We start from the raw sequence: 22,582 nt of genomic DNA, 5'->3' as shown, positions 1-22,582 counted from the left end.
TCTCAGGCTATGGCGCAACGACAAGGGTCAATTCTTTGAGCGAGGAGCGAGCCAATGCCTGAAACAGCGCGCTACCCGCTCTCGGGAATGTAAACCTGACCTCGGCAATCCCTTCGGCATTCGTTCGCACTGAGGCAAGTGACAGATTCAAATAGTTCCACGCTACCCGCACATGCTCCAAAGGAAGTCTCGTTTGCTGACCGACGACTCTGACTTCTATACGCGCCTCCTTACCCACAGCGTTTTGCGGTGAACGATTGGTGATGCGTTCGATCAGTGGAGTGTTCGCTGGATCGAATACATAAAAGATCAACGATGCCGACTCTCCCCAACCGGCACTCGCTACAAGCCTGTTCTCTCCCAGCTCAACCGGTTTGACAGTTATTGTCGCTTTACCGTCAGCATTGGTCGTCGTTGCTGGCAACAACTGCCCGGAAAGTATCCATGCGATTTTCACTCCCTCCAACGGCCTCCCGTCAGTACGGGATACAACCTTCACGACCGCATCGGCTTCCCTCCCCAAATCAATATCCGTATGAAGGCTCGTCAACGACTCAATCACCGGCACCACCCCGCCATACAACAACTGCATAGTGTCCCAGCCCCCCAAACCGCCTTTCACCGTGGCCGATAAAATGCCATCCCCCTCCGCAGAGAACGTAAAGGTCAAACTTGCGATGCCCTCAGCATCGGTCAGCGAAGGCGCCAACGCACGTCCGGCGAAATCCCACCAAACTTCGACTCCAGCCAATGGCAATCCGGTCAATGCAGAAACCACCTTGGCCTTGGCGTAAGCTTCAGACTCTTGAGGAGGCTCTCTGGATCCGGTCGGCTCATACAACTCAATGACTTTGCGTGGTTCATTGAGCGTGAAGGCCAGGGCTATTGAATCTGAATTGAGCTGATCCCCCACTGTCGCGGTTACGTTTGCTGCGCCAGGCGTGGTGGGGATAAAACGTATTTTCGCCACGCCGTAATAGTTGGTCACCGAAGTCACAACGCCAAGATCAGCGCTTTGCCAGCTCACCCTCCAACCCACCATCGGTTTGCCACTGATGGCCGATACCACGGTGACCTGCTCTTCCAGTGCCTGCCCCCAATCCAGTATTTGATGGACACGGTCGTGGATGAGGATTTTCAGCACCTGCTCCCCTGTGCCCAACGACATCGCATTGGCCGGCGACAGACTCGCCAGCCGCTGCGACGACAGGCGCAACGCAAAACTGCCGTCCTTCAGATCCCCCACCTTGAAGAGGTACTGCAACCCGGTGTCGTGGAACGGTCTGGGTACGCCGAGGCCTTGGGACAAGAAGCTGATGCCCAATTCGGCAGGTCCGGTAGCGGTCATCCCCAATGTCAAGTCATGACCGAACAATGGACTGTTACTTGAGGCCTCCAGATCCATGGAGTGTTCCCCTTTACGCCGTGGGAAGCAGGTTTTCTGGCCCCAGGGCTGGAACGGTTGTTTATCAAAACTAACCTTCAGCCCTGCCCATGGATCGCCTGTTATTGAAGCGACCCGCAGGACACGCTCCTCCTGATAGCCGTCATAGGAGCTTGTCACCGAGGCCTTTATTCGATTCTCGGGGTGGGCGGCTACGGGTGCGAAAGCAAAACCGGACCAGCCATCGACATCGGTTTTCACCACACTGGCCTGCCATGTCACCGGAACCTGATCAACTGCACGCCCCGTGAAATGGGAGAACACCCGAACCCATAGCCAGGCGGGATCTTGCCCGACCACCGGATCCACCGGCGATTCACGCACCGCCTCGATCCTGACTTTGTTATGCGCCAACACCATGGGATTGGCACTGGCGACAAACGCCAACTGAGGCAGGGCCAATGCCAAGGCAAACTGACCGGATTGCTGACTGGCGGTAAAGTCCAACTCCCACAATGCGCCCGCGTCGCTGAGGGGTTGAGGGAGGTTCAATGCCGGTTTGATGGTTGCGCCCAATTGATCGGCTGGCGTCCCCGACCAGGTCAGCGTTGCCATCAGCCCCACCAGCGGGCTCAGAGCATGGGGCAACACGTTAAAGCGGTGCAGCGCGCCTAGACACGGATAAAGCGTTTGACCATTGAACGTCGCCCGAATCTGATCCAGCACCAGGCTCATTTCTTCTGTCAGATCTACGGAGAGCAAGCGCCCGGACAACTCTCGTACAGCTGAAATGCCGTCAAGTCGCAGCTCCAGTTCAAACAGACTGCTGGTGCTCGAACTGACCTGTGAGACGAGTTTCCATTCCACACCGGCTGCCAAAAGAGGCTTCGGCGTTCCAAGGTCACTGGGCTCCAACCCGATATCAGGCGCGGCACCTCGCCAGTGCAGACTGATGGCTTTGCCGACCCACGGGCTACCGGGGGCCGGGACAACCTTCAGCGTATGGGTCTGGCCACGGCGACAGAGCACACCCAGCGTGGCCCGATCGACTTCCACACCATCAAGCAAGATCCTGACCTCGTTTTTCCAGGGGCTGGTCGCCAACGCCTTCACGTTGAACGGCCGCTCAAACGCGACGGCGTCCACATGGGCTTTGATGCTGGCCGTGACCACCAGATCCCCGGCGTGTTTCGGCGTATACAGCACACTGGCCCAGCCATCGGCTCCCGAGCGGGTCGCGACCCTGTCTTCAGGGGTTATCCAGTCAATCAGCGCATTGACGACCGGATCGCCATCGCCGCTGACCAGTTGGTGCACCACTTGTAGCCGCAACAAAACGCTTTCGTTTTCGTCCACCACCGGAAACTTGTTGGCCTCTCGCACTTCGCCGACCCTGACCAGGTTGCGCGCCAGCGACATGCGTTTTTTCGGTGAGGGCAACAGCAATTTCGAGCAGACCAGCGACAGTTCGAACTGACCGTCCAATCGATCTTCGCTCCTCAGCACCCAACCAGTTTCGACACCAGGCACCGGCACCGGGACTTCAAGCGCCGGGCTGACGGCCACGCCCAATTGTTCATGGGAGTCGCCGCTCCAGTGCAGCGCCAGCTCCGTGCCCAAAAGTGGACTGCCTGCGGGAAACTTCACGTCGAGGGGATAGTCCGTGCCCCGATTGGGGTAACCGGTTTTCTCCTCCCAGAGCGCCTCAACGCCGTCGACGACCGCCCGCACCGCCTTCCACGGATCCGTCGCCAGTACCTGTACCGCCAGTGTTTCAGTCACTACGCCCGCGGCGTAATAGAGACTTTCGACCGAGGCTTCAATCAGAAAATCGCCGGCCTGAGTCGGCTGATAGTCAAAATAGGCCCAACCTTCTTCATTGGTCACGGCAATCTCTTCAACCTGCTGACCTGCAAGCGTCCAGGTCACGGTACGCCCACTCAGTGATTGGCCGGTGTAATACGAAGCCACTATTACGCCCAGACGAACACTCTGGCCGTACTCCAGCACCGGGTAATAAGCCGCCTCGAGCACTTCACGAAACACCAACCGGTGATGCCCCAGCGACACACTCACTGGGTAAGCATCGGCGGTGTACTGGTTAAGCAATTGCATCGAAAACAGGTAGGGTTCCTGATCCCCGATCCACGGGCAATCGAGCAGCCAGTTATCTTCCAGTGAATGGTCGACGCCCCAGGCAGGCGTCGCGACAATCGCCCCGTCCGGGTTGTCGTCGCTGGTGATGGAAGCCTGGGTGCCCAGCCATGCGTTGTCCGGCTCGGGTTCGAATTTCAGGCGATGAGCCAGGCTCGCCGAGGCCCCCAGACACAGGTGCAAGGGCCCGGACGGAGGCACCGGCTCCTCGTCAAGCATCAACGTTTGCATCACTGCCGGTTCCAGATGCATATGGAGCTTGATACGGGTAATGCAGATTTTCGAGACATAGTCCTGGGGATCATTCTTCGGGCTGAACACACTGACCTGAATCTTCTCCTGACTTTTGAGCGGCAGTTGCAGTTCGACGTTGTACGGTGTTGGCAGGAAGTCCAACGGTTGCCCATTGGCCAGACGCCTCTGATCCTGATCAGGATCGCGCTGCTTGCCCGGTAACAGCTCGATGTCCAATGTGTCGTCGGGCGATCCATAAATGCCGATGCGCAGCAGACCGGCTTCGCTGTGGCGTGTCTCGCACAGAAAGCTCAGGAAATACCGCGCCTTCGCATCAAGGTCTTTGGGAACGATGAGGTCCTGCCTGACCGAAGACTCATTACCGGCCACCAGGAAACGCGTCATTTGACCGTCGTACATTTCTGCTTCCACGCCGAGCCAAGCCGGGTTGACCGGGCCTTTGACCCATTGGCTGAACCCCTGGGTGAAATCGCCATTGAGCACCAGGCTCTGATTGGCCTGAATGATCGGTTCACGCATGGCTGCCTACTCCCTTGAGCGTTTTGTTTTGCGCGGCGGTTTCGGCCTGAGTGACCATGTCCTGCACCTTGCGTGTGAAGGTCGGCTCGCCTGCTTTGGCCGTGTAACGAATGCGTACGATGATGTCCGTCAACGAGAGCAACATGGACAGCTGCGGCTCTTTTTTCTGCCACGGGAAGTTCAGGGCCCAGCGAGAAACCACGCCTGTGCATTCAAAAGGGTTGAGCAAACCTTCATCCGGCTTCATCGCGCTCATGCCGTTGGCGGCAACCCCCATCGACAAGGCCACTTGCTGGCCGCTGCGTAGATTGACTTGCACATCGGCAGGCGCAACACCGCCCTGCGGTTGGTGCAAGTACTTCACCGACTGGGCCGTTGCCTTGGTCGCGGTCATGCTGCTGATCTGCAGCAGCGTGGCACGCACGTCTTCGTAAGGCCCGGTCAGCACCGGCAGATCGATCTCGACCAAACTGATCTGTCGGCAGTAGTGGCCCGGATGATCGCGATCGAACAGCAACTGGGTGAGGCTGAATTCCAGAGTCCCCCTGTCCTGCAACTGCTGTAGCGCGGATTCCCAACTGTCGATGCCCGTCTGCGGATCGACCTTGTCTTCAAACAACTGCCGCAAGGAAATGGTTCTGACCAGCTCCAGCCGTCGTTCATGCCGTTGCAGGTATTCACGTTCCATGCGCAGCAAATGCCCGCGCAGGTGTTCGCCTGCCGTCAGGCCGTGGCGGTTGTCCAGCCACACCTGGGGCAAGGGAATGGCCGAGTCGTAGTCGCCGGTTTCGGCACTCAGCGAAGCCTGGGCATTGAGGCACAGGCTGACCACCGCATCGTAAGCCTGGTAGTGCAAGGCCTTGAGCTGACCCAGCAACCAACCGTACAACTCGGCATTGGTCGCACGTTTTTTCAGGAAGTTGTAAACGGTCACTGCCTGAGCGTTGGTCCTGAGGGTTTGTGCAAGGCTTGATCGGGCCGCGGTGACCGCATGAGTCTGCGCCGTGATTTGCTCATCAATGGCGCGGATCTCCGCCATGGCCTGATTGCGTTGCAGCTCCCATTCGGCGCGACGACGACGGTAAGCTTCAGTGGTGGCTTGTTTTTCCGCATCCAGTTGCATCACCGCCGAGGCAACGTCCAATCCGAAGCACACCGCATCGACAACTTTATCCAGGCGATGCCCACCATTGGCCAACCCAAAAACGTTGGGTAAAGAGGCAAGCACCGCGCCTGCGGGTTTGATGCTTGCGGACGTGAGCGCCATTATTTTTGACTGTTGCAGGCTTTCCATAACGTCGTATTCAACCGCTGACACGTTTTCGTCATAGAGTCGCGCATATGCCTCGGCCCGCTCCTGCGCCATGATCCGGCTCTGCCCCAGTGCAGTCACATTTGCTTCCAGTTGGGTGATGGTTTGCTCCTGCACGGTCTGGGCGTACGTTCCCAGTTCCACCAGATGGTTTTGCTGCATTTCTTCCTGTTCGGCCCGATCCCGTCGATCAAGCAGATTCAGTACCTGATTGCCGTATTCCTGCAGGGTCTGTACGGCGCGCAAAGCGGCCTCAAACGTAACGCGCCAGCGGAAAGCGCCCACCACCAGTCGTCCACCCATCGGTCGCGCAGTACCAACACCACCGACCGCCAAGTCACGCAGCAACTGATTGGGGTCTGTGGGCGGGCTGAAGAGTGGAATCTGCAGGGGCTTGCCGTCGAGGGTGAGGTTGTTGCGCAGGTTATGCAAACGCTGGCCGGGCAAGGCGAAGAGGTCGAGCAGTCTCTGATTGACCGGCAGTTCAAAGGGCTCGTTTGCCAGCAGCCCAAGCTGTGGCGCGGTATCGGAGGCGGCAGGAAAGTCCGCCAGGCTGAATTCAAGATTCCATTCAAACTGCTCAAGGGCCGGGCGCGACCCGCTCTTGTTCAATAGGCTCTCGACCGTGTCTGTCTGCCAACGGTTCACTGTGCGCGCCGAAGGAGCCTTGCCCATCAGAAACTCGGCCTGCACGTAACACAACTTGGCCGCCACCAGGCTGTCACGGGTGAGCTGGCGGTAATACCAGTCCCCCCAGGTCATCAGGTTGTTGACGTACTCGGTGAACACCAGAATCTGAAAATGCCTGGGCGCCGAATAGCCTATAGCGTCGGGATCGGTCGGCGCCTCGACCTCACACCCCAGATTTCCGGGACCATTCAGTGGCCGGCAGCGCCAGTACAACGGTTTTGGAGGTGCTTCAGGGTCAGCCGGCGCCTGCGGATCAAACAGGTAATGCAACCAGCTCTGCGCCTCCAGAAAGCGGTCCTCTGCGCGCAAGCGTGTAGCCACCAGGTGTGGCAGGTGAAAAAACAGCTCCCAGAAAAACAGGCCGTTGGCGCCGTTGAACGCCCCGTTCGGCTCATTGATCGGGCCCAAGGCGGGGGGCGGCTCGGCCAGGAATTGTGTGTCCCAGTCAAGCACGGCATCGACGGAAATGTTGGAACGCTGCACCAGCTCGGGGCCGAACAACGAGTTCAGACGGGCATATTCGAGTTTCAGCCCCGGCTGCTTGAGAGAGAGAAATTGCGCCGCATCAACAGTGTTTTTAAGCAGTGCTGCAGGGGTGAAGTCCGTGACGTTGATGATGGTCAGTTCAAATTTTTTCCGTCCGTAGGTTGTGGCAGCTCCCAATGTGAAGGTGGTCGGCTGCGCCCATGAACCTTTGGGGCGTCTGAAGACCTGCCATTCAGTGCTCCAACCACCAGCAATCGGGAAGCAAGCCTTGATCGGCTCCGGGTCTGCATCAGTTTTATCGACCAGGATCAACTCCAGCGGTGCCGCATTTCCGCTCAACCCCGTTGCTCTGCAAAGCCCCTGAACAACAAGAACATCATCGTCGCCAACACGAAATGCCACGGCTTGCAGATCCAGAAAAGGCGCCAGGCTGCCTTGCGCCTCTACAGTGGTGACAATGGACGGTTGATTCATCAGCGGGTGCTGAGCCGTCCCGGCGTCGACAAACCGATGGTTCGCCGCGTGCTCCAGCCAGCCGCCATCATCTTCGACCACAGGGCGGAACAGCACATCGCGTACAGCGAACACCTTGAGCGATTGCGCGCCAGCCTTGCCGTCGGTCAACAAAACACCCAGTTTGCCCTTGGGGTTATGCCGATCGGCCCACACTGTTGCAATCAACCGGGTTCCCTCGGTTTTATCCTCGTTATGCTCGGAACTGTGCATGTTCAGGGGAGCCGCCCACTGGCCGTTCTGCGTCATGAAGGCCAGATTGATGTCCAGTTTGTGCGGCAGGAATTCGCCCTCCTGCTGACCGGCCACCTTGTCGCGCCACTCGGCCCAGACCAGACACAACCGTCCGCTCCAGAACACTGGGCGAATATCCAGTACCTTCATCCCTGCGGGAATATCCACGGGTTGCCATTCATCCCACGCCGCAGGATTGATGGCGACACAGGTGGGAGAGAGTTCAACCTGCGCCCTGCGCCAAAAGTATTGACAGGGGGCAACCCGCTGGCGACCGACAAAGTAGTAATCCGCCCGAGCGGGTGAAGTACCGTCCATATAACAACTGATGACGTCCAGATTGCAGGTCTGTTCGAACGTTTGCAGATAATCGCGCAGGGCCGATTGAACGCTGTCTGTGCTCAGGCGCGTCTGATTGAGGTTGTTTTCAAGCGTTTTGAACAGGCTCGTCTTACGCTGCCGTACAAAGGGATTGATGAAATTTTCCGGGTAGAGCGCGATCAGTTGCAGCGCCGCCCAGTCTGGATAGTTGCTGTAGAGTTCCCAGGTGGCCAGATGCCGCTTGTCAAACAGATGCTTCTCAAACCCTGGTTCCAGCTTGCGATACACCGCGTGGATGTACTGCTGGGCGCAACTCGTCGCCTCGGCAACCCAGGAGCTCTGCACCGGATAGCTGTCCAGCGGATCCATGCGCAACAGTTCGAACAAGTCGGTCGGGGTTCTTAGAAAGTTGTAATCCCTGCCGCCTGATTCGTTGACTTGTCCGATGCAATACTCGACCAGCGCCGAACGGCGTTTTTCAAGCAGTCCGCCAATAGTGTTCAGTTCCATGATCCTTTCTCCTGAATGTATGAGTCGCGCACGCACGTCCAGCAAGTCAGTGCTTTCAGGCAGAAGTCACATCGCCGAACGTAATGGGTTCGAAGAGCGCTTTCGTTTCACTGCCCTCGCTGAGAACACTCAATGTGAATGTTCCGCCGGTAGGGCTGGAGACAAACACCCGTGTGAGCCCTTGCTGATTGGTGAGCGTCTGCTCGGGCCGGATCACCACCGATGCCCATTTGCTTGCCTCATCGGGTTCGACAGACCAGCGCACCAGGCTGTTTATTCCCGGGTTTAAATACTTGTCCATCAGCGTGGCGTAGAGCTCGACTTCATCACCTTGCGCCACGACGCCCAGCGGTACCGGCGACTTGAGCGGTGGCGGGAATGTCAGCGATGTGCTCTCGAAGAGAACTCGAATGGTGGGGGCGTACTCCGCCTCAAAAAAATCCAGCCAGAAGGTCGGGGTGTCCGTGCCCGTCACCTTGCCTGGAAAAAATTCCGCCTTGACCGTTCCATCCGTCCAGGTCGCTTTGGTAGCGATGCTGCCCAGCGTGGCGTTCCAGTAAACGTTGACCCCACTCAAAGGCTTTCCGGCGGCGTCCTTGAGAGTCACCGTAAACGTGATCTTTTCCCCCGGTTTGTTGGCCACCACCTCGGTTTTATCTACGGTACAGGTCATCTGGACGAGTTGCTTCAAGTCGCTGGGGAGCTGGACAACAGGCGCCCGTGCTTCGGACAGACTCAGCAAGGCGTGCTCGGCGGCGTCGGCATAGGCCTTCTTGTCAACCGCCTCCGGCAAATAGCCGATCAGGAAAATCGTCAGCGCATCCATGCCGCTGTGCGCCGACAGCACGCGGATGCGCATCAACAGATCCAGTTGAATCAGATTTTTCAGGACTTTGAGGTTGGATGAGTCAATGCGGCTGACACACTCGCGCACTTCCTGAACGCTCCAGCCAAAAAACTCGGCCAACTTGATGGAAGCCGCCTGCTGCGCCAGCCACAGCGCATCTCCCGAAACGTCAGGCAATGCGTTGACTTGACGCAGGTAGTCGAGCAGTTTCTGCGACGGCTGTTCGCTCAGTTCAAACGCCCGGGTGAGCGTCGAAAGGTAGTAGAGGGTTCTCACCGTGAACGCGTGTTTGTCGTCCTGATCCAGCCAGGCCTTGTGGCCGTAATCCAGATAGTCCTGTAATAGGACGGCACTCAGGCCCAGTTTCACCACGACTGCGCTACGACGCCGCACATCAGCCAACAACATGAGTAACGGATCCGGCTGTTCGTTGCGCCCCCGCACGGATTCGTCAGCTGTCAGGCCGGTTCGCTCAAGCACTTGCCGTAACAGCAGGTGCACCGTGGCGTTTGCCCAGTTCAGCACCCGTATCGCTTGCTCTGCATCAACGCCGGCATATACCGCCAGACACTCCTTGACCACCGACACCTGCGCCTCCCTGACCTGCAAGAGCACGCCAAGCATTTGCTCGACAATCGCAGCCCGCAATGTGGCATCGATGTCACCGAGACCATCCTTGACCGCCCTGTCCAATTGTTCCCGGGCAAACGTCACGTAGTCGGATTCCGATCCCGGCGGTGGCAGTACCAGACCATCTGCATCGACCAGAGCGCTCAACAGGTCCAGCCAGTCGGCAGCCGCCAGGGGTGGCACGCCGGCCATCAACAACCCGGCGTTGGTAAACAGCGCAACCGGCAGCAGATTGCGAACTTGCTCGAACAGTTGTCGCTCAGGTTCAGAGGCCACGCTCAAGGGGGCCGGTGCAGACACCTGTTGCAGCATCCACAGCACCGGCAGGTCACGATCCCGGCACCAGCCCACGCAGGAATGCAGGGCATAGATAAGGTTCAGTACATCCGGCGTGCCGCCCGGGGTCGTGTTGATTTGAGGCAAGCCGGCCAGGCCCTTGAGCCAGTCCTCCCCTCCCAGCAAGTTCAACATCAACACGCCTTCCACCGGAGTGATTCCCAGCAATCGCGGCAGTTTCACCAGACGGTAAAAACTGGAAATGACCGCCGGGCTGCGTTTGAGTGTTTCGCCCAGTTCGTGTGCCTGGGCAATCGCCAGGGCCAGGTAACGGTAAGTCTGCGGATCAATCCCCAAGCCGCTGCACAATTGGTTAACCGTCAAATCAGTCGCCCCCTCGACGGGCAACACCGGGAACGGCTGGTCATCCAGCTTCAAGGGTTGACTATAGTCACCCCGGTTATTGAAGACCTGATCAAACTGCGAAAGCGTTTCCCCGCGACCGTAAACCGACATTTCGTCGATAAACGCTGCGAAGTCCTGCGCCGTACAGCCATAGCGCTCGCGCAGTGACTGGAACAGGCCCAGCGCATGCACCACGTTGTCGGAAATCCACCAAGCGTCTTCATCCGCACCACCGCGCACTTCAGCTCTAATGGCTGCCACCAGCAATGCATCCACCTGATCGCTGGGCAGTTCCAGCCAGTTGTCCAGACGCACCTTGCGGTTCATCCGGTCATATCGGGCAAGACCCTCGGCTGTTGTGGGACTCACTGATAATCGATGAAGGAACGATGGGCCATCACCCGTACTGGTGATGCTGACAGCGGGTGCCACATTGGCATTGAGGTAAACCGAACCGGAGCGCTCGCTTTCCGGGTCTACGGGTGCAGCCCCGGCGTATGTCACATTGGCTGAACGTACGGGAGCAAAACCACGAACCGACAGCAAGGCCTCGATTCCCGGCGTATCAAGTTTCGTCCGTTCACCGAAGAACGGCACCTGATTGAGGTTTTGCCACGCCAGGCCTTCAGCACCGAAGTTTTTCAGGTAAAAGTCGTCCCTGTCCACGATCGCTGCGGGCGGTTCCGTCAGCAACTTGCGCTGGTAAGGCCCCAGTCGTGACGCATGGGCCAGAGCACGCCCTGCATCGACATCCCAGGCTCCGGTTTGCAGAAAGTAGGGGGAAGACAAGTCGATCATGTGCACAAAGTTGCCGACCGACAGACCGTGGTGGCGCGCGACGGCGTCAATGGATACCCAGTGCTGGTAATAAGGCAGTCCGTTCGGATAACGTGCCTGGATCAAGGCCTCTTCAAGATCTTGCTTCGGTCCATGCTCGGTGATGAATTTTTCCAGCACCGCAACGATGATGTCGACCGAGGACACCGCTTGATGCACCGCGTTGAAATCCACAGACAACAGCTTCAAGTCTTTGCGGCGATCATGCAGCGGGTATTTTTGCTCGGCGACGCCATAGGGCTCGATACGGTCGCGGATCCACCGCAACAGCTCGATCAGATACGCAACCGGCGAAGCGCAGGACTCCAGGGCATCCGGTGGGCATAGCTCATCAAAAGGTGTGGCGAACAGCCGCTCATAACTGGGCCCGGCAACCATCGACAGCAATCCACTCGAAGGCCCTGCTGCGTGCTGTCGGTTGCCCGTCAGCCTGTGTTCGATGAACTGGCGACGCACATAGGTGGCCAGGCTGTTGGCCCGGCGCAAAAACTGCCGGGAATCTTTATCGTTCACCCCGTATTCGCTGACCAGTGCCTGGACGCCCTTTTCCACCAAAGGAAAGATGGAGCCGCCCTCTTTAAAGTAAGCCTCCAGCTCGGCATGTTTTTCATCCTTAAACACCTGCTGAAACAGTTGCAAGGCAGGGTGGTCGCTGGAGTCGCGATCGCTAGAGTCAGCCATGATCAGGTTCCTTGGGTCGATAACGATCCTGAACAGCCTGACGAACCCGTCAGGCCATACGTTCTGTCAATGAAGATTTGGCGCCACAAGCCGGCCACCGCATACTGCCAGAAATGACAGTAATGATGACCGTTCATCAGGAAGCTTGGGCTCAGGGCTCCGTGGAAGTCCCCGGCAACACTTCGAAGCGTTTGCTTTCGACCCAGTCAGATATCGTTGCGCCGTCCGCGTTATCGGTAATGGATTGCTTGAACCGGCACCAATTGCCGCCCTGGGGCAGCGTCTGCGATGCCCCGCCTTGCCAGCCCCCGACGTTGACAGGCACAACAGGCGTCCACATTTGCTCAGGGTTATACCAACTCACCACTTGCCCGCTGCCCGGCCTGCCCTGGCCTTTAAAGCTGACCGGATGGCCGGGCCAGTGTCCGGCTGCCGGCAGGTCAAAAGCCGGCATAAACGTCCCCAACAGAACGGGGCGCTCGGGAGAGTCTTCTGAGTCGAATTCGCCATACGAGGCCACGGCCACCACACCATAGCGACCACCGGGCAGATCGATGTCCACCGTCACCGACCAGGTACGGTCCTCAAGCACCGGGCTTCGTCCCTGCACCATGCGCCCGGCGCCGGCCAGTTTCACCGCGACCGTATCCCCCGGCACGCCGAAGCCTGACACCACTACCCGCCGACCGATGTGCTCGCCCGTGGCCGGGGTTTCGATAAACGGTGCGGCCGGCACGACGCTATAGGTCAGTGGAAGGCTGTCTTTGGAACTCTGGGTTTCAAAGGTTTGCCGGGCCCGGAGGGTTTTGGTGCCGACCGGCAACGTCACTTGGCCTTCCCAGCGACCATCGGCGTCCACTGGAATATCCCTGAGCAAAGGCTCGTTCACGCCCTCCAGCAGGACTTCGACCCGCCCGCCCGGCATTGCTGTCCCTGACAGCTTTGAGGTTCGCGGCAGTTTCCCGCCTTGCTGCGGCACTTCGATGGCCGGTGGCAAGAGCACCACGTCAAAAACGCAAGGAACACTGCGCTCGGATTCCCGACCATTGCGCACCTGCTTTGCGTCGATGGTGTAGCGACGAAAATCCAGAGTCCTGAGATCAATCGGCCACTCACCGTTGCTTGTGAGTGTTTCGGGCGAGCCCAAATCCCTGCCGAACTGAGCATCACGCAATTGCATCGTCGCCCCGGCCATGCCGTCCTGCCCCCAAACGGTGACGTCACGGCCCACCTCCGAGTTGGCGGTGGGGTATCTGATCACGGGTTTGGGAATGGGTGCATACACCACGAAGGTTTTGGACGATTCCTGGGAAGTCTGCTCGGCGCTGACCTGGGTGACGGTGACGGTATGGGTGATTTCCGTTGCAAACGGCGTATCGCGTCGAAATGTCCAGGTGCCGTTGTTGCCAGAAGGACGATGCACCGTGGCGCTGTCACTGTATTTGACATTCACCACAGCACCTGGCCAGCAAGTACCACTGAGCTGTGGCGACAGGCCGTTCTCTACAGGCGCGTCGAGGCCGGGCGCCAAGGGCGGGATGGTGACTTTGACAGTGACATAGTTCGGCGACCATTGATCGCCTACGAACTGCTTGATATGCACAGGTCGTTCGAACGTCGGCCCCCACACCGCGGATGCCCTGCTCGACCACTGGCCGCCGGCCACAATCGCATCAGGAGCGGGATGGGTGGCACCGCCTTCGTCAAAAAACCTCACCGTGGCACTGGTAAAGCCTTTGCCCGAAAAGGTCGGCTGATAGTCGGTCGTGTACCTCACATCGCTCACATCCGGCATTCCCCTCGCGACGGCAAAAGAGAATGGTTGCGAGGTTATCCAGCCACCGGCATTGTCGGAAACCTTCTGCATCGCCGTCAGCTGATAATTGCCAAAAGGCCAGTTGGTTGCTGTCGTTTCCCATTGCCCTCCTGTTACCTGGACAGCAGGTGGCGCCGTTCCACCTGGCCCGCTGACCACGGTGATCTCGACCGTTGCGCCGGTATGGCCAGTACCTGAAAACTTCACGGTGGTTTCGGTCGGGAAGGTGACAGTGGGGGCGGTCAAGGCAGGTGGACGAACCTTGACCGCCCGAGGATCACTGATACTGGATGGGACACTTTGTAAGGTTTGTCGCGCGACAATCGAAAACGGACCAGGGGGCATATCTCTGGTGAACGTCGTAATGTTCCACTGCCCGTTCGGGCCTACGGTCCCCTGTCCGACCTTGAACGAATGATCTAGATCCTTGAACACCTCGACCATCGCGCCCGAAGTGCCACCACCTCCGGATATCGGCCCTCGCGGATCGGTAACAGCGCCATTACCCGGGGTGGTAATCGTTGGCTTGCCAAGCAAAATGAAAGATTGTGGCGGTGACCAATCATTCATATTGAGATGTCCCGCCGTTATCTCAACGGTACCGCCATTTGGGTAGTTGGCCAGATTGAACTCCGCATCCCACGTGCGATTAGCTTTAACCGTTGCCGTTGCGTGCAGAATTCCCCCGCCGGGTGTCATGACGTTTATTGTTTTATCCGGCGTGCCCCGTCCTTTTAGTGAAAGCTGGCTACCTACCGCCACAACCTCACCCGGTTTCGGGGAGTCGATGACCGGTGCCACCCTCAACAAGGTCACCGTCTTCTGATTGGAGTTGACGGAAAAGTAGCTTCCGATTTGCTGCCTGGCGTAGAACGTCAGGGGTTGCGTCTCGCTTGGCAGGGTGACAGTCGCCATCCAGCGCTCTCCTGACTGCCACACATCTTCTCTCAACGGCCGGTTATCAGCGGCGTTATAGACGATAATCGTGCTGCTGTTCACGGCACCACGTCCTTCTACCGTGAATTGTGGTGTCAGTATTTCTCCGGAAGGGCTGTCTATGACCGGTGCGGGTACTTGCAAATTGAGGGTGATGGAGGTTGCTAATGCCTGGTATACCTCCAACCGATAAGCACCTGGCGCATATGGTCCATTTAACGTAACACCCCATGTACTACCATTTATTGCAGCGGTCGTGCCTCCGACGAACGTCGTCCCGCTGTACAGGCTCACCAAAATGGGCATCGAATCACCAAGGCTGGTGGTTCCGCTGACCGAAAGAGCGACAATAGGTATCGTGGCATAGTCCTGAGGGGAACTAATGACTGCGTTAGTGGGTTCAACCCCTTCATCATATTTCTGAGACATTGAAACGCCCCTTAAAAGCAGTTATCAAACGTTGTTATTTAATACAACCGCTCAAGCAAACTCACAACCACACAAAAAAGAGAGTTTAACGGGGACAGGTCAATAGGCAGTCACGCTTGCCGCCATAAATTCTAAAAAACGTGATGCTGTTCGTTACCCCACATATTACCGTCATTATTTGTTCCATCGAACTGGCACATGATATTTACATACAACCCTGAAGAAGCAGCGACAACGTCAACATATTTTACATAGTTATGCCACTCACCATCCTGATGGAGTGAATCCGGTGACTTCTCGAGTTTTTCATTCGAGGACCTAACCCTAAAGTCCATGTTTGCCCGGTACCAATTCTGGTATCGGGTCGTCATCCTGTACCGTAAAGTTCTAGTGTGTATCGTGCTTCCATTCGCTGACTTTTTGTATTGATACGTCATCCATCCCTGCAACTGTGGAACACGAGAGTGCTGACAAAAAACTTCGGCCGTTGGTGCGCCCGCCCAAAAATCCTCGTTAAGTAGTTCCTCTTCACTTATTTCATTATTAACTTCGCCGCTCATTTCAGCACCCTCCAAATAAAAGCGAATTACACGCTGAAAACCTAACTCAATTCAGAAAGAGCGACCACTATCAGAACTGACAGTCATCAATATCAAAACCACATATAAATGGACGTTTTAATTTCGAATGAGCTCTGGACATCGGCTGAAAACTACAACGTCTTGCGCCTTTGCCTACAGATCCGCCAGAATCCGCCGGCTTGTGCACCTTGGCGTTGCCCCGTAACTTGATCCGCGTCGCTGCCAATCAGCGGCCGGGTTTAGTCGCCCGGGCAGGTATTACGAAAGGTGCATAAGCGTCATCCAGTCGGGTATTCCCTATCCCCGCACTCGATGGTGGCTGTGCGCAGGGCGCCCTCGGGCGCGCCGGTTTTTTCGTAATCCTTCCCGGTCGACTAACCTGCGTACAGCCGCCACCCCCTCGTTTAGTCGCGAGACGGTGGCAGCCCCATTAGAGGATTTACGTTTATGTTCAAAGCAACTCCAAATCCCCCAGAAACCGACCCGATTTCCCCCTACGCCTCCCTCGATTCAAAAAAGCTCCACGCCGCCGCCGAAAAGGCCCTCGACCACTACCTCAAACCCGATATCGAATCGCTGCGCTCATCCCAGGACCGTGCCATGAAAATGTTCACCGTCGTACCTGATGCCAACCCCGAAGCCCTCGCCATCCAGACCTACGAAACCTTTTCTTCGGTGAGCATTCTGCTGCTCGACCTGGCTGAAAGCCTGGACGACAAGCCGCGGCATCTGGCGATGGCGATTTATCAGATGAGTGAGATGGGGTTGTTGTTGGCGGAGAGGTTGCTGGAAAGCGAGCGGGCGATTAAGCCGACGTAACGTCAAGATCAAAAGATCGCAGCCTTCGGCAGCTCCTACAGGGATTGACGTTCGTCCGCGATAGTGCGGCGAACATCAATCCCTACGTTCATCCGCGTTACTGGCGGCGAATACGTTCAATGTAGGAGCTGCCGCAGGCTGCGATCTTTTTGCCGTTCAGGCAGAGGCCGGCAAAGGCTGAAAACTGAAGTACTGCTTCAGTGCCTCGACCAATTGCCCATATTCCGGCGGTGCCTGTTGCAGGCTGAAGCCGGCGTCATAGTGGTGAGGGGTTTCGTCCTCGTGGCACCACAGGCAGCAGGCATTGAGGTCGATCACCTGCTGACAATGGCCATCCATGGGGATTTTCAGGCGCAGATTAAAATCGGCGCCCACCATCATTGGCAACTGGCTGATCAACATCAGCCCGTCCTCGGACAGATTGCCCAGAAAGCCAATGGGCTTGTCGGTGACGCTGTTGAACACTTTGAGAAAATACGGCAGTTGATGCCGCTCGATCCGGCGGTCAGTGAACATGCTGATTTCGCTACGCAAGGCCCTTAAGCAGGGCCGCACTAATGCTTCGGAACGGGGCCTGCTCTACTGCTTTATAGGCATAAGCCGCGCTCTCCCCGATCCTGGTGCGACAGTCCATCCATCCGCTGCCGCTTACTGCTGCCGATCACAGGTGTTACCTCGAATTAGAAACAAGGCTCTAAACCGATCTATTCGACTATAGCTCACCGCCGCCGGTCAGCCAGCCGCTTCAATCAGAACCGGGTCGGGCGCACCGCCGCCGCACTGCGAGTCGGGTAATGCCCCAGGCTCTGCAAGGTTTCCAGGCGGGCACGGGCGCGATACGCGTATTCGCTCTGCGGGTACGAGGCGATGATGAACTGGTAAGTCTGGACCGCGTCGACAAACATTTTCTGCCGCTCCAGGCACTGGCCGCGCATCATCGACACTTCCGGCCACACATAAGGCCGTGCGCGGCTGGCGCGCTCGACCTTGGACAGTTCGAGCATCACTTGCTCGCAGTTGCCGCGCTCATAGGCGCTGTAGGCGTTATTCAAATGATGGTTCATCGACCAACGGGTGCAGCCCACAACACTGAGGGCAAGAACGGCAATGAGCACGAATCGCATGGGGGATCTCCTGTCTTGAGCTCTGTATCGACCCGTTGTCGGAAATCTTCAGGAGGGCTTGCTGCAAAGTTGTCGGGTTCAATAAAGAAAGCAATAAGTAGTGCAAACGAACAATGACTACACCCAAAGACCATAGTAGCCTCTGCTTGCGCTTGAACTCAGGAGTCTTTGCATGTCCGTCCGTCGTACCAAAATCGTCGCTACCCTTGGCCCGGCCAGTAACTCGCCGGAAGTTCTCGAACAGTTGATTCTTGCTGGCCTGGACGTCGCCCGTCTGAACTTCTCCCACGGCACCCCCGACGAGCACAAGGCTCGCGCGAAGCTGGTGCGTGACCTAGCCGCCAAGCATGGCCGCTTCGTCGCCCTGCTGGGTGACCTGCAAGGCCCGAAAATTCGTATCGCCAAATTCGCCAACAAAAAGATCGAGCTGAAGATCGGTGATCAATTCACCTTCTCCACCAGCCATCCGTTGACCGAAGGCAACCAGCAAGTGGTCGGCATCGACTACCCGGACCTGGTGAAAGACTGCGGCGTGGGCGACGAGCTGCTGCTCGACGACGGCCGCGTGGTCATGCGCGTCGATACCGCCACCGCCACCGAGCTGCATTGCACCGTGACCATCGGCGGCCCGCTGTCGGACCACAAAGGCATCAACCGTCGCGGTGGCGGCCTGACCGCACCGGCCCTGACCGAGAAAGACAAGGCCGACATCAAGCTCGCAGCCGAAATGGAAGTCGACTACCTCGCGGTGTCCTTCCCACGTGACGCCGCCGACATGGAATACGCCCGTCAACTGCGCGACGAAGCCGGCGGTACTGCCTGGCTGGTGGCGAAGATCGAACGCGCCGAAGCCGTGGCCGACGACGAAACCCTCGACGGCCTGATCAAAGCCTCCGACGCGGTGATGGTTGCCCGTGGTGACTTGGGTGTGGAAATCGGCGACGCCGAGCTGGTAGGCATTCAGAAGAAAATCATTCTGCACGCACGCCGCCACAACAAGGCTGTGATCGTCGCGACCCAGATGATGGAGTCGATGATCCAGAACCCGATGCCAACCCGCGCCGAAGTGTCCGACGTAGCCAACGCCGTGCTCGACTACACCGACGCCGTAATGCTTTCGGCCGAAAGTGCTGCCGGTTTGTACCCGCTGGAAGCCGTACAGGCCATGGCGCGCATCTGCGTCGGTGCTGAAAAGCACCCGACCAGCAAGACCTCCAGCCACCGTATCGGCACAGTCTTCGAAAGCTGCGACCAGAGCATCGCGCTGGCGGCCATGTACACCGCCAACCACTTCCCGGGCGTGAAGGCGATTATCGCGTTGACCGAAAGTGGCTACACGCCGTTGATCATGTCGCGCATCCGTTCCTCGGTGCCGATCTACGCGTTCTCCCCGCACCGCGAAACACAGGCGCGCGCGTCCATGTTCCGTGGCGTCTACACCGTACCGTTCGACCCGGCATCGCTGCCGCCTGAGCAAGTCAGCCAGGCCGCGATCGACGAGTTGCTCAAATTGGGTGTGGTCGAGAAAGGCGACTGGGTCATCCTGACCAAGGGCGACAGCTACCACACCACCGGCGGCACCAACGGGATGAAAATCCTGCACGTTGGCGACCCGATGGTCTGAGTGATCGCTCGCTGAAAAACAAAAGCCCCGCCATGTGAATGGTGGGGCTTTTGCATTCTGATCCGAAAGAGATGTTGTTCGGTCTGGCCTCTTCGCGAGCAAGCCCGCTCCCACAGGGGATTTGTGGGTGACACAAAACCTGTGAACACTGCAGATCCAATGTGGGAGCGGGCTTGCTCGCGAAGAGGCCGGCCCAGACAACGAAAAACTCAATGCCGTTTGATGAATCCGGACAACGCCATCATCGCTTCCGGCGAACGCAGCCGCTGGGTGAACAACGCGCCCTCCTCTTCTATTACCTTGCGCACCAGTTCCCGATCCGGTGCTTTCATCAATTGCTTGCTGATGCGCACCGCCTCCGCTGGCAACGCCTCCAAACGCAACGCCATCTCCCGCGCCTTGGCCAACGCCGCTTCGCCACTGCCCAAGGCTTCAGTCGCTATCCCCCACGCCGCCGCCTGCTCACCACTGAACGCTTCGCCGAGCAGCAACAATTGCGCGGCTTTGGCATGCCCGAGCAGACGCGGCAGGATCAGGCTGGAACCAAACTCCGGGCACAAACCAAGATTGACGAATGGCATGCGCAACCGCGCATCCGTGCTGACGTAAACCAGATCGCAATGCAGCAGCATCGTCGTACCAATCCCCACCGCCGCACCGGCTACGGCGGCGATCACCGGTTTACGGCACTCCAGCAAATTGAGCATGAAGTGGAACACCGGGCTGTCGAGGTTGCTTGGGGGTTGCTGAAGGAAATCAAAGATGTCGTTGCCGGCGGTGAAACACTCAGCGCTACCGGTGATCAACACCGCATTGATTTCAGGATCGGTATCGGCTTGTTTCAGGGCCTCGGCCAGGTGACTGTACATCGCGCGAGTCAGGGCGTTTTTCTTCTCGGGGCGATTGATGCGCAGGGTCAGCAGGCCGCGCTCGCGTTCAAATCGGATGGTATCGGGCATGGTGAGTCTCGCGTCGTTAAACGATGCGCTCAACCACGGGGTAGAAAGACATCCGCCAGCAGTTGATTGCGCGGCAAACCGGCCAGGTACAGGCGCCGGGCAAAGGCGTCGACGCTGTCGGGGGCCCCGCAGACTAAGGCCAGGGTTTGCCGCGAAACAAGGCGCAGTTGCGCCAAAGCCGCGGGCAACTCGGCCGCCGTCCACAGCTCGATGTTCAGGTTCGGACGGCTGGCGGCCATGGCTTGCAGGGGTTTGGCCAGATAATGTTCATCGGCATCATGGGCCAGATGAATGACACGAATGGCGCCCTGGTGATCCTGACGCAACGCTTCGCGCAAAATACCGAACAACGGCCCCAGACCGGTGCCAGCCGCCAATAACCACAGCGGTCGGGTGTACCAGTCCGGATCGTAATGCAGTGCCCCGCCGCGCAACTCGCCGAGGCGGATCGGGTCGCCGATTTTCAAGCAACGCGCCGCATCACTGAATTCCCCCGGCTGACGGCAATCGAGGTGGAACTCCAGAAAGCGGTCTTCTTCCGGCAGACTGGCCAAAGAATACGGCCGCGCCACCTGGCCCGCCCACAACACTAGATGCTGCCCCGCCTGATAGCGCAACGGTCGCTCACTGGTCAGCCGTAAACGCAAAACGCTGGGGCTCAGCCAATCGCTGGCGGCTACCTGAGCGGCAAGCCCGTCACGCAGCGGGTCAAAAGTTTCGATTTGCAGATCATCGACCACCTGGCACTGACAGGCCAGCCGCCAACCCTGCTGACGCTGCTCATTGCTCAAGGCATCTGGACGGCTGTCGCTGGGCAAGCCCTCGACACATTTAACCAGGCACGCATGGCAACTGCCGGCGCGGCAACTATAGGGCACCGACACGCCGTTCTGATTCAAGGCATCGAGCAGGTTGCTGCCCGGCGCCACCGTCCATTGGCGTTCGCCGACCCGTAACTCAGGCATCGACATTCTCCCAGGCCGCCGCGCAACGGTTACGGCCATCCCGCTTGGCGCGGTACAGCGCCTGATCGGCGCGGTGCAAGGCGTCATCCAGATCGTCACCCAGTTCCAGCAACGTCATGCCCGCCGACAGGCTGAGGTGACGCACATTGAGGCCGATCATCTCCACATCCATAAAGGCAACGCGCAATCGTTCGCAGCAAGCGGTCAGACGTTCGGGATCACAATCGGGCAACAGCACCACGAACTCTTCACCGCCATAGCGGGCCAGAATATCGCCATCGCGCAGGCAGGCGGTGGCCACCCCGGCGAACGCTTGCAACACCTGATCGCCGGCGGCATGGCCGTGAACATCGTTGATGCGTTTGAAGTGATCGAGGTCGATCAACGCCAGGCCATGCACCACATCGGTTTCCATGGCGTTCAACTCGCGGGAGGCCAGGCGCAGGAAATGTCGGCGGTTAAACAGCCCGGTGAGTTCGTCGGTCGCCACCAGGTCTTCGAGCTGGCGCATCATTCCGCGCAGGGTGTCTTGATGCGCCTGCAAGGCGAACCGCCGCTGACGCATACGCTGGCGCGACATCTGCACGTAGCGGGCATAAAACACCAGCCACCCGAGCACCACAAACAGCACGCACACTTGCAACAGGGCCAGCGTCGGATCGGGCAGCTGAAAGTGGTAGCCCTCCCACAAGGTGATGGCGCTGAAACTGAAAAACACCAGAAACGCGCAACGGGCGAAAGCCGTGCGCGACAGATGAAACAACCCGAACAACAGAATCAGCAGGTAAAACACCAGAAACGCGCCGCGTGCCTCGTCCAGATGGGCGATCAGCCAGGTTTGCCAACCCAGCCCCAGCAGTATTTGCACTTCGGTCAGGCTCGGGTCGGAAAAGCGCAGGTTGCGGCCGCTGGAGAACACCGCGAACAACGCCGCCTGGCTGAGCACTACCAACGCGCTACCGATCGCCATGCCGGTGGCGGATTCTTGGTAGTGACCGGTGAAAAACGCCAGCCACAGCAGCAGCAAAGCCAGGGCGTAGGTGCCAGCTGCGAGGGCAAAGCGTTTGAGCAAAAGCCGCTGGATGGCGTTATGGGTCAATCGTTGATTCACCGTGAGAAAGGAGGCTGCCCGAGTGTCCTACTCTACAAGCCGAATGCCACTTTAGTGGCGAGTCTGATAAATGACCATTCAATTTTTGGGGCAAAAAACTGGCGTCAAAGCCATGACCCGAGTTCGGGATACCCGTGGCGAGGGGGCTTGCCCCCGTTCGGCTG

General features: G+C 58.2%; 11 protein-coding genes. 2 read left to right on the top strand and 9 right to left on the bottom strand.

Annotation, left to right across the window (positions count from 1 at the left end):
• Positions 1–7 precede the first annotated feature (7 nt).
• From TU81_RS13775 to TU81_RS13760, 4 genes are all read right to left on the bottom strand, one after another.
• On the bottom strand, positions 8–4,312 hold the full coding sequence (locus TU81_RS13775; protein ID WP_053078296.1) for an MSCRAMM family protein: 4,305 nt from the start codon (positions 4,310–4,312) through the stop codon (positions 8–10).
• Positions 4,305–8,378, bottom strand: a complete 4,074-nt coding sequence (locus tag TU81_RS13770) for a Tc toxin subunit A-related protein (RefSeq protein ID WP_048395619.1) — start codon at positions 8,376–8,378, stop codon at positions 4,305–4,307. The genes TU81_RS13775 and TU81_RS13770 overlap by 8 nt, the downstream gene beginning before the upstream one ends.
• Before the next feature lie 55 nt (positions 8,379–8,433).
• Positions 8,434–12,054, bottom strand: a complete 3,621-nt coding sequence (locus TU81_RS13765) for a Tc toxin subunit A (protein ID WP_048395617.1) — start codon at positions 12,052–12,054, stop codon at positions 8,434–8,436.
• 151 nt (positions 12,055–12,205) lie between these two features.
• Positions 12,206–15,235 carry an Ig-like domain-containing protein gene (locus TU81_RS13760; RefSeq protein ID WP_231983814.1) on the bottom strand — a complete coding sequence of 1,010 codons (3,030 nt, stop codon included), beginning with the start codon at positions 15,233–15,235 and terminating at the stop codon, positions 12,206–12,208.
• A gap of 1,028 nt (positions 15,236–16,263) precedes the next feature.
• Here TU81_RS13760 and TU81_RS13750 point away from each other — a divergent pair.
• A complete protein-coding gene (locus TU81_RS13750) occupies positions 16,264–16,635 on the top strand; it encodes a DUF6124 family protein (protein ID WP_048395613.1) in 372 nt (123 codons plus the stop codon).
• A gap of 156 nt (positions 16,636–16,791) precedes the next feature.
• On the opposite strand, the gene TU81_RS13745 is transcribed toward TU81_RS13750, so the two are convergent.
• Positions 16,792–17,151, bottom strand: a complete 360-nt coding sequence (locus TU81_RS13745) for a PilZ domain-containing protein (RefSeq protein WP_038981931.1) — start codon at positions 17,149–17,151, stop codon at positions 16,792–16,794.
• 233 nt (positions 17,152–17,384) lie between these two features.
• Positions 17,385–17,759: a tetratricopeptide repeat protein gene (locus TU81_RS13740; protein ID WP_038981930.1), complete on the bottom strand. Its 375-nt coding sequence runs from the start codon at positions 17,757–17,759 to the stop codon at positions 17,385–17,387.
• Positions 17,760–17,931: 172 nt separating this feature from the next.
• On the opposite strand from TU81_RS13740, the gene pyk reads away from it, so the two are divergent.
• Positions 17,932–19,383, top strand: a complete 1,452-nt coding sequence (gene pyk, locus TU81_RS13735) for a pyruvate kinase (protein WP_048395611.1) — start codon at positions 17,932–17,934, stop codon at positions 19,381–19,383.
• 209 nt (positions 19,384–19,592) lie between these two features.
• Here the strand turns inward: pyk and TU81_RS13730 are convergent, their stop codons facing one another.
• From TU81_RS13730 to TU81_RS13720, 3 genes are read right to left on the bottom strand one after another with little or no spacing between them, the layout of a single operon-like run.
• The gene (locus TU81_RS13730) at positions 19,593–20,342 is read right to left on the bottom strand and encodes an enoyl-CoA hydratase-related protein (protein ID WP_048395609.1); all 750 of its coding nucleotides are present in this window, start codon (positions 20,340–20,342) and stop codon (positions 19,593–19,595) included.
• A gap of 29 nt (positions 20,343–20,371) precedes the next feature.
• The gene (locus TU81_RS13725; protein ID WP_038981927.1) at positions 20,372–21,307 is read right to left on the bottom strand and encodes an iron-sulfur-binding ferredoxin reductase; all 936 of its coding nucleotides are present in this window, start codon (positions 21,305–21,307) and stop codon (positions 20,372–20,374) included.
• A complete protein-coding gene (locus TU81_RS13720; RefSeq protein WP_038981926.1) occupies positions 21,300–22,406 on the bottom strand; it encodes a GGDEF domain-containing protein in 1,107 nt (368 codons plus the stop codon). Before TU81_RS13720 ends, TU81_RS13725 begins: the two co-directional genes overlap by 8 nt.
• Between the last annotated feature and the right edge of the window lie 176 nt (positions 22,407–22,582).

Source organism: Pseudomonas lini, from assembly GCF_001042905.1.
Taxonomy (GTDB): domain Bacteria; phylum Pseudomonadota; class Gammaproteobacteria; order Pseudomonadales; family Pseudomonadaceae; genus Aquipseudomonas; species Aquipseudomonas lini.
Note: the sequence above shows the minus strand (reverse complement) of the source record. Positions and strands in the feature narration are given on the sequence as shown.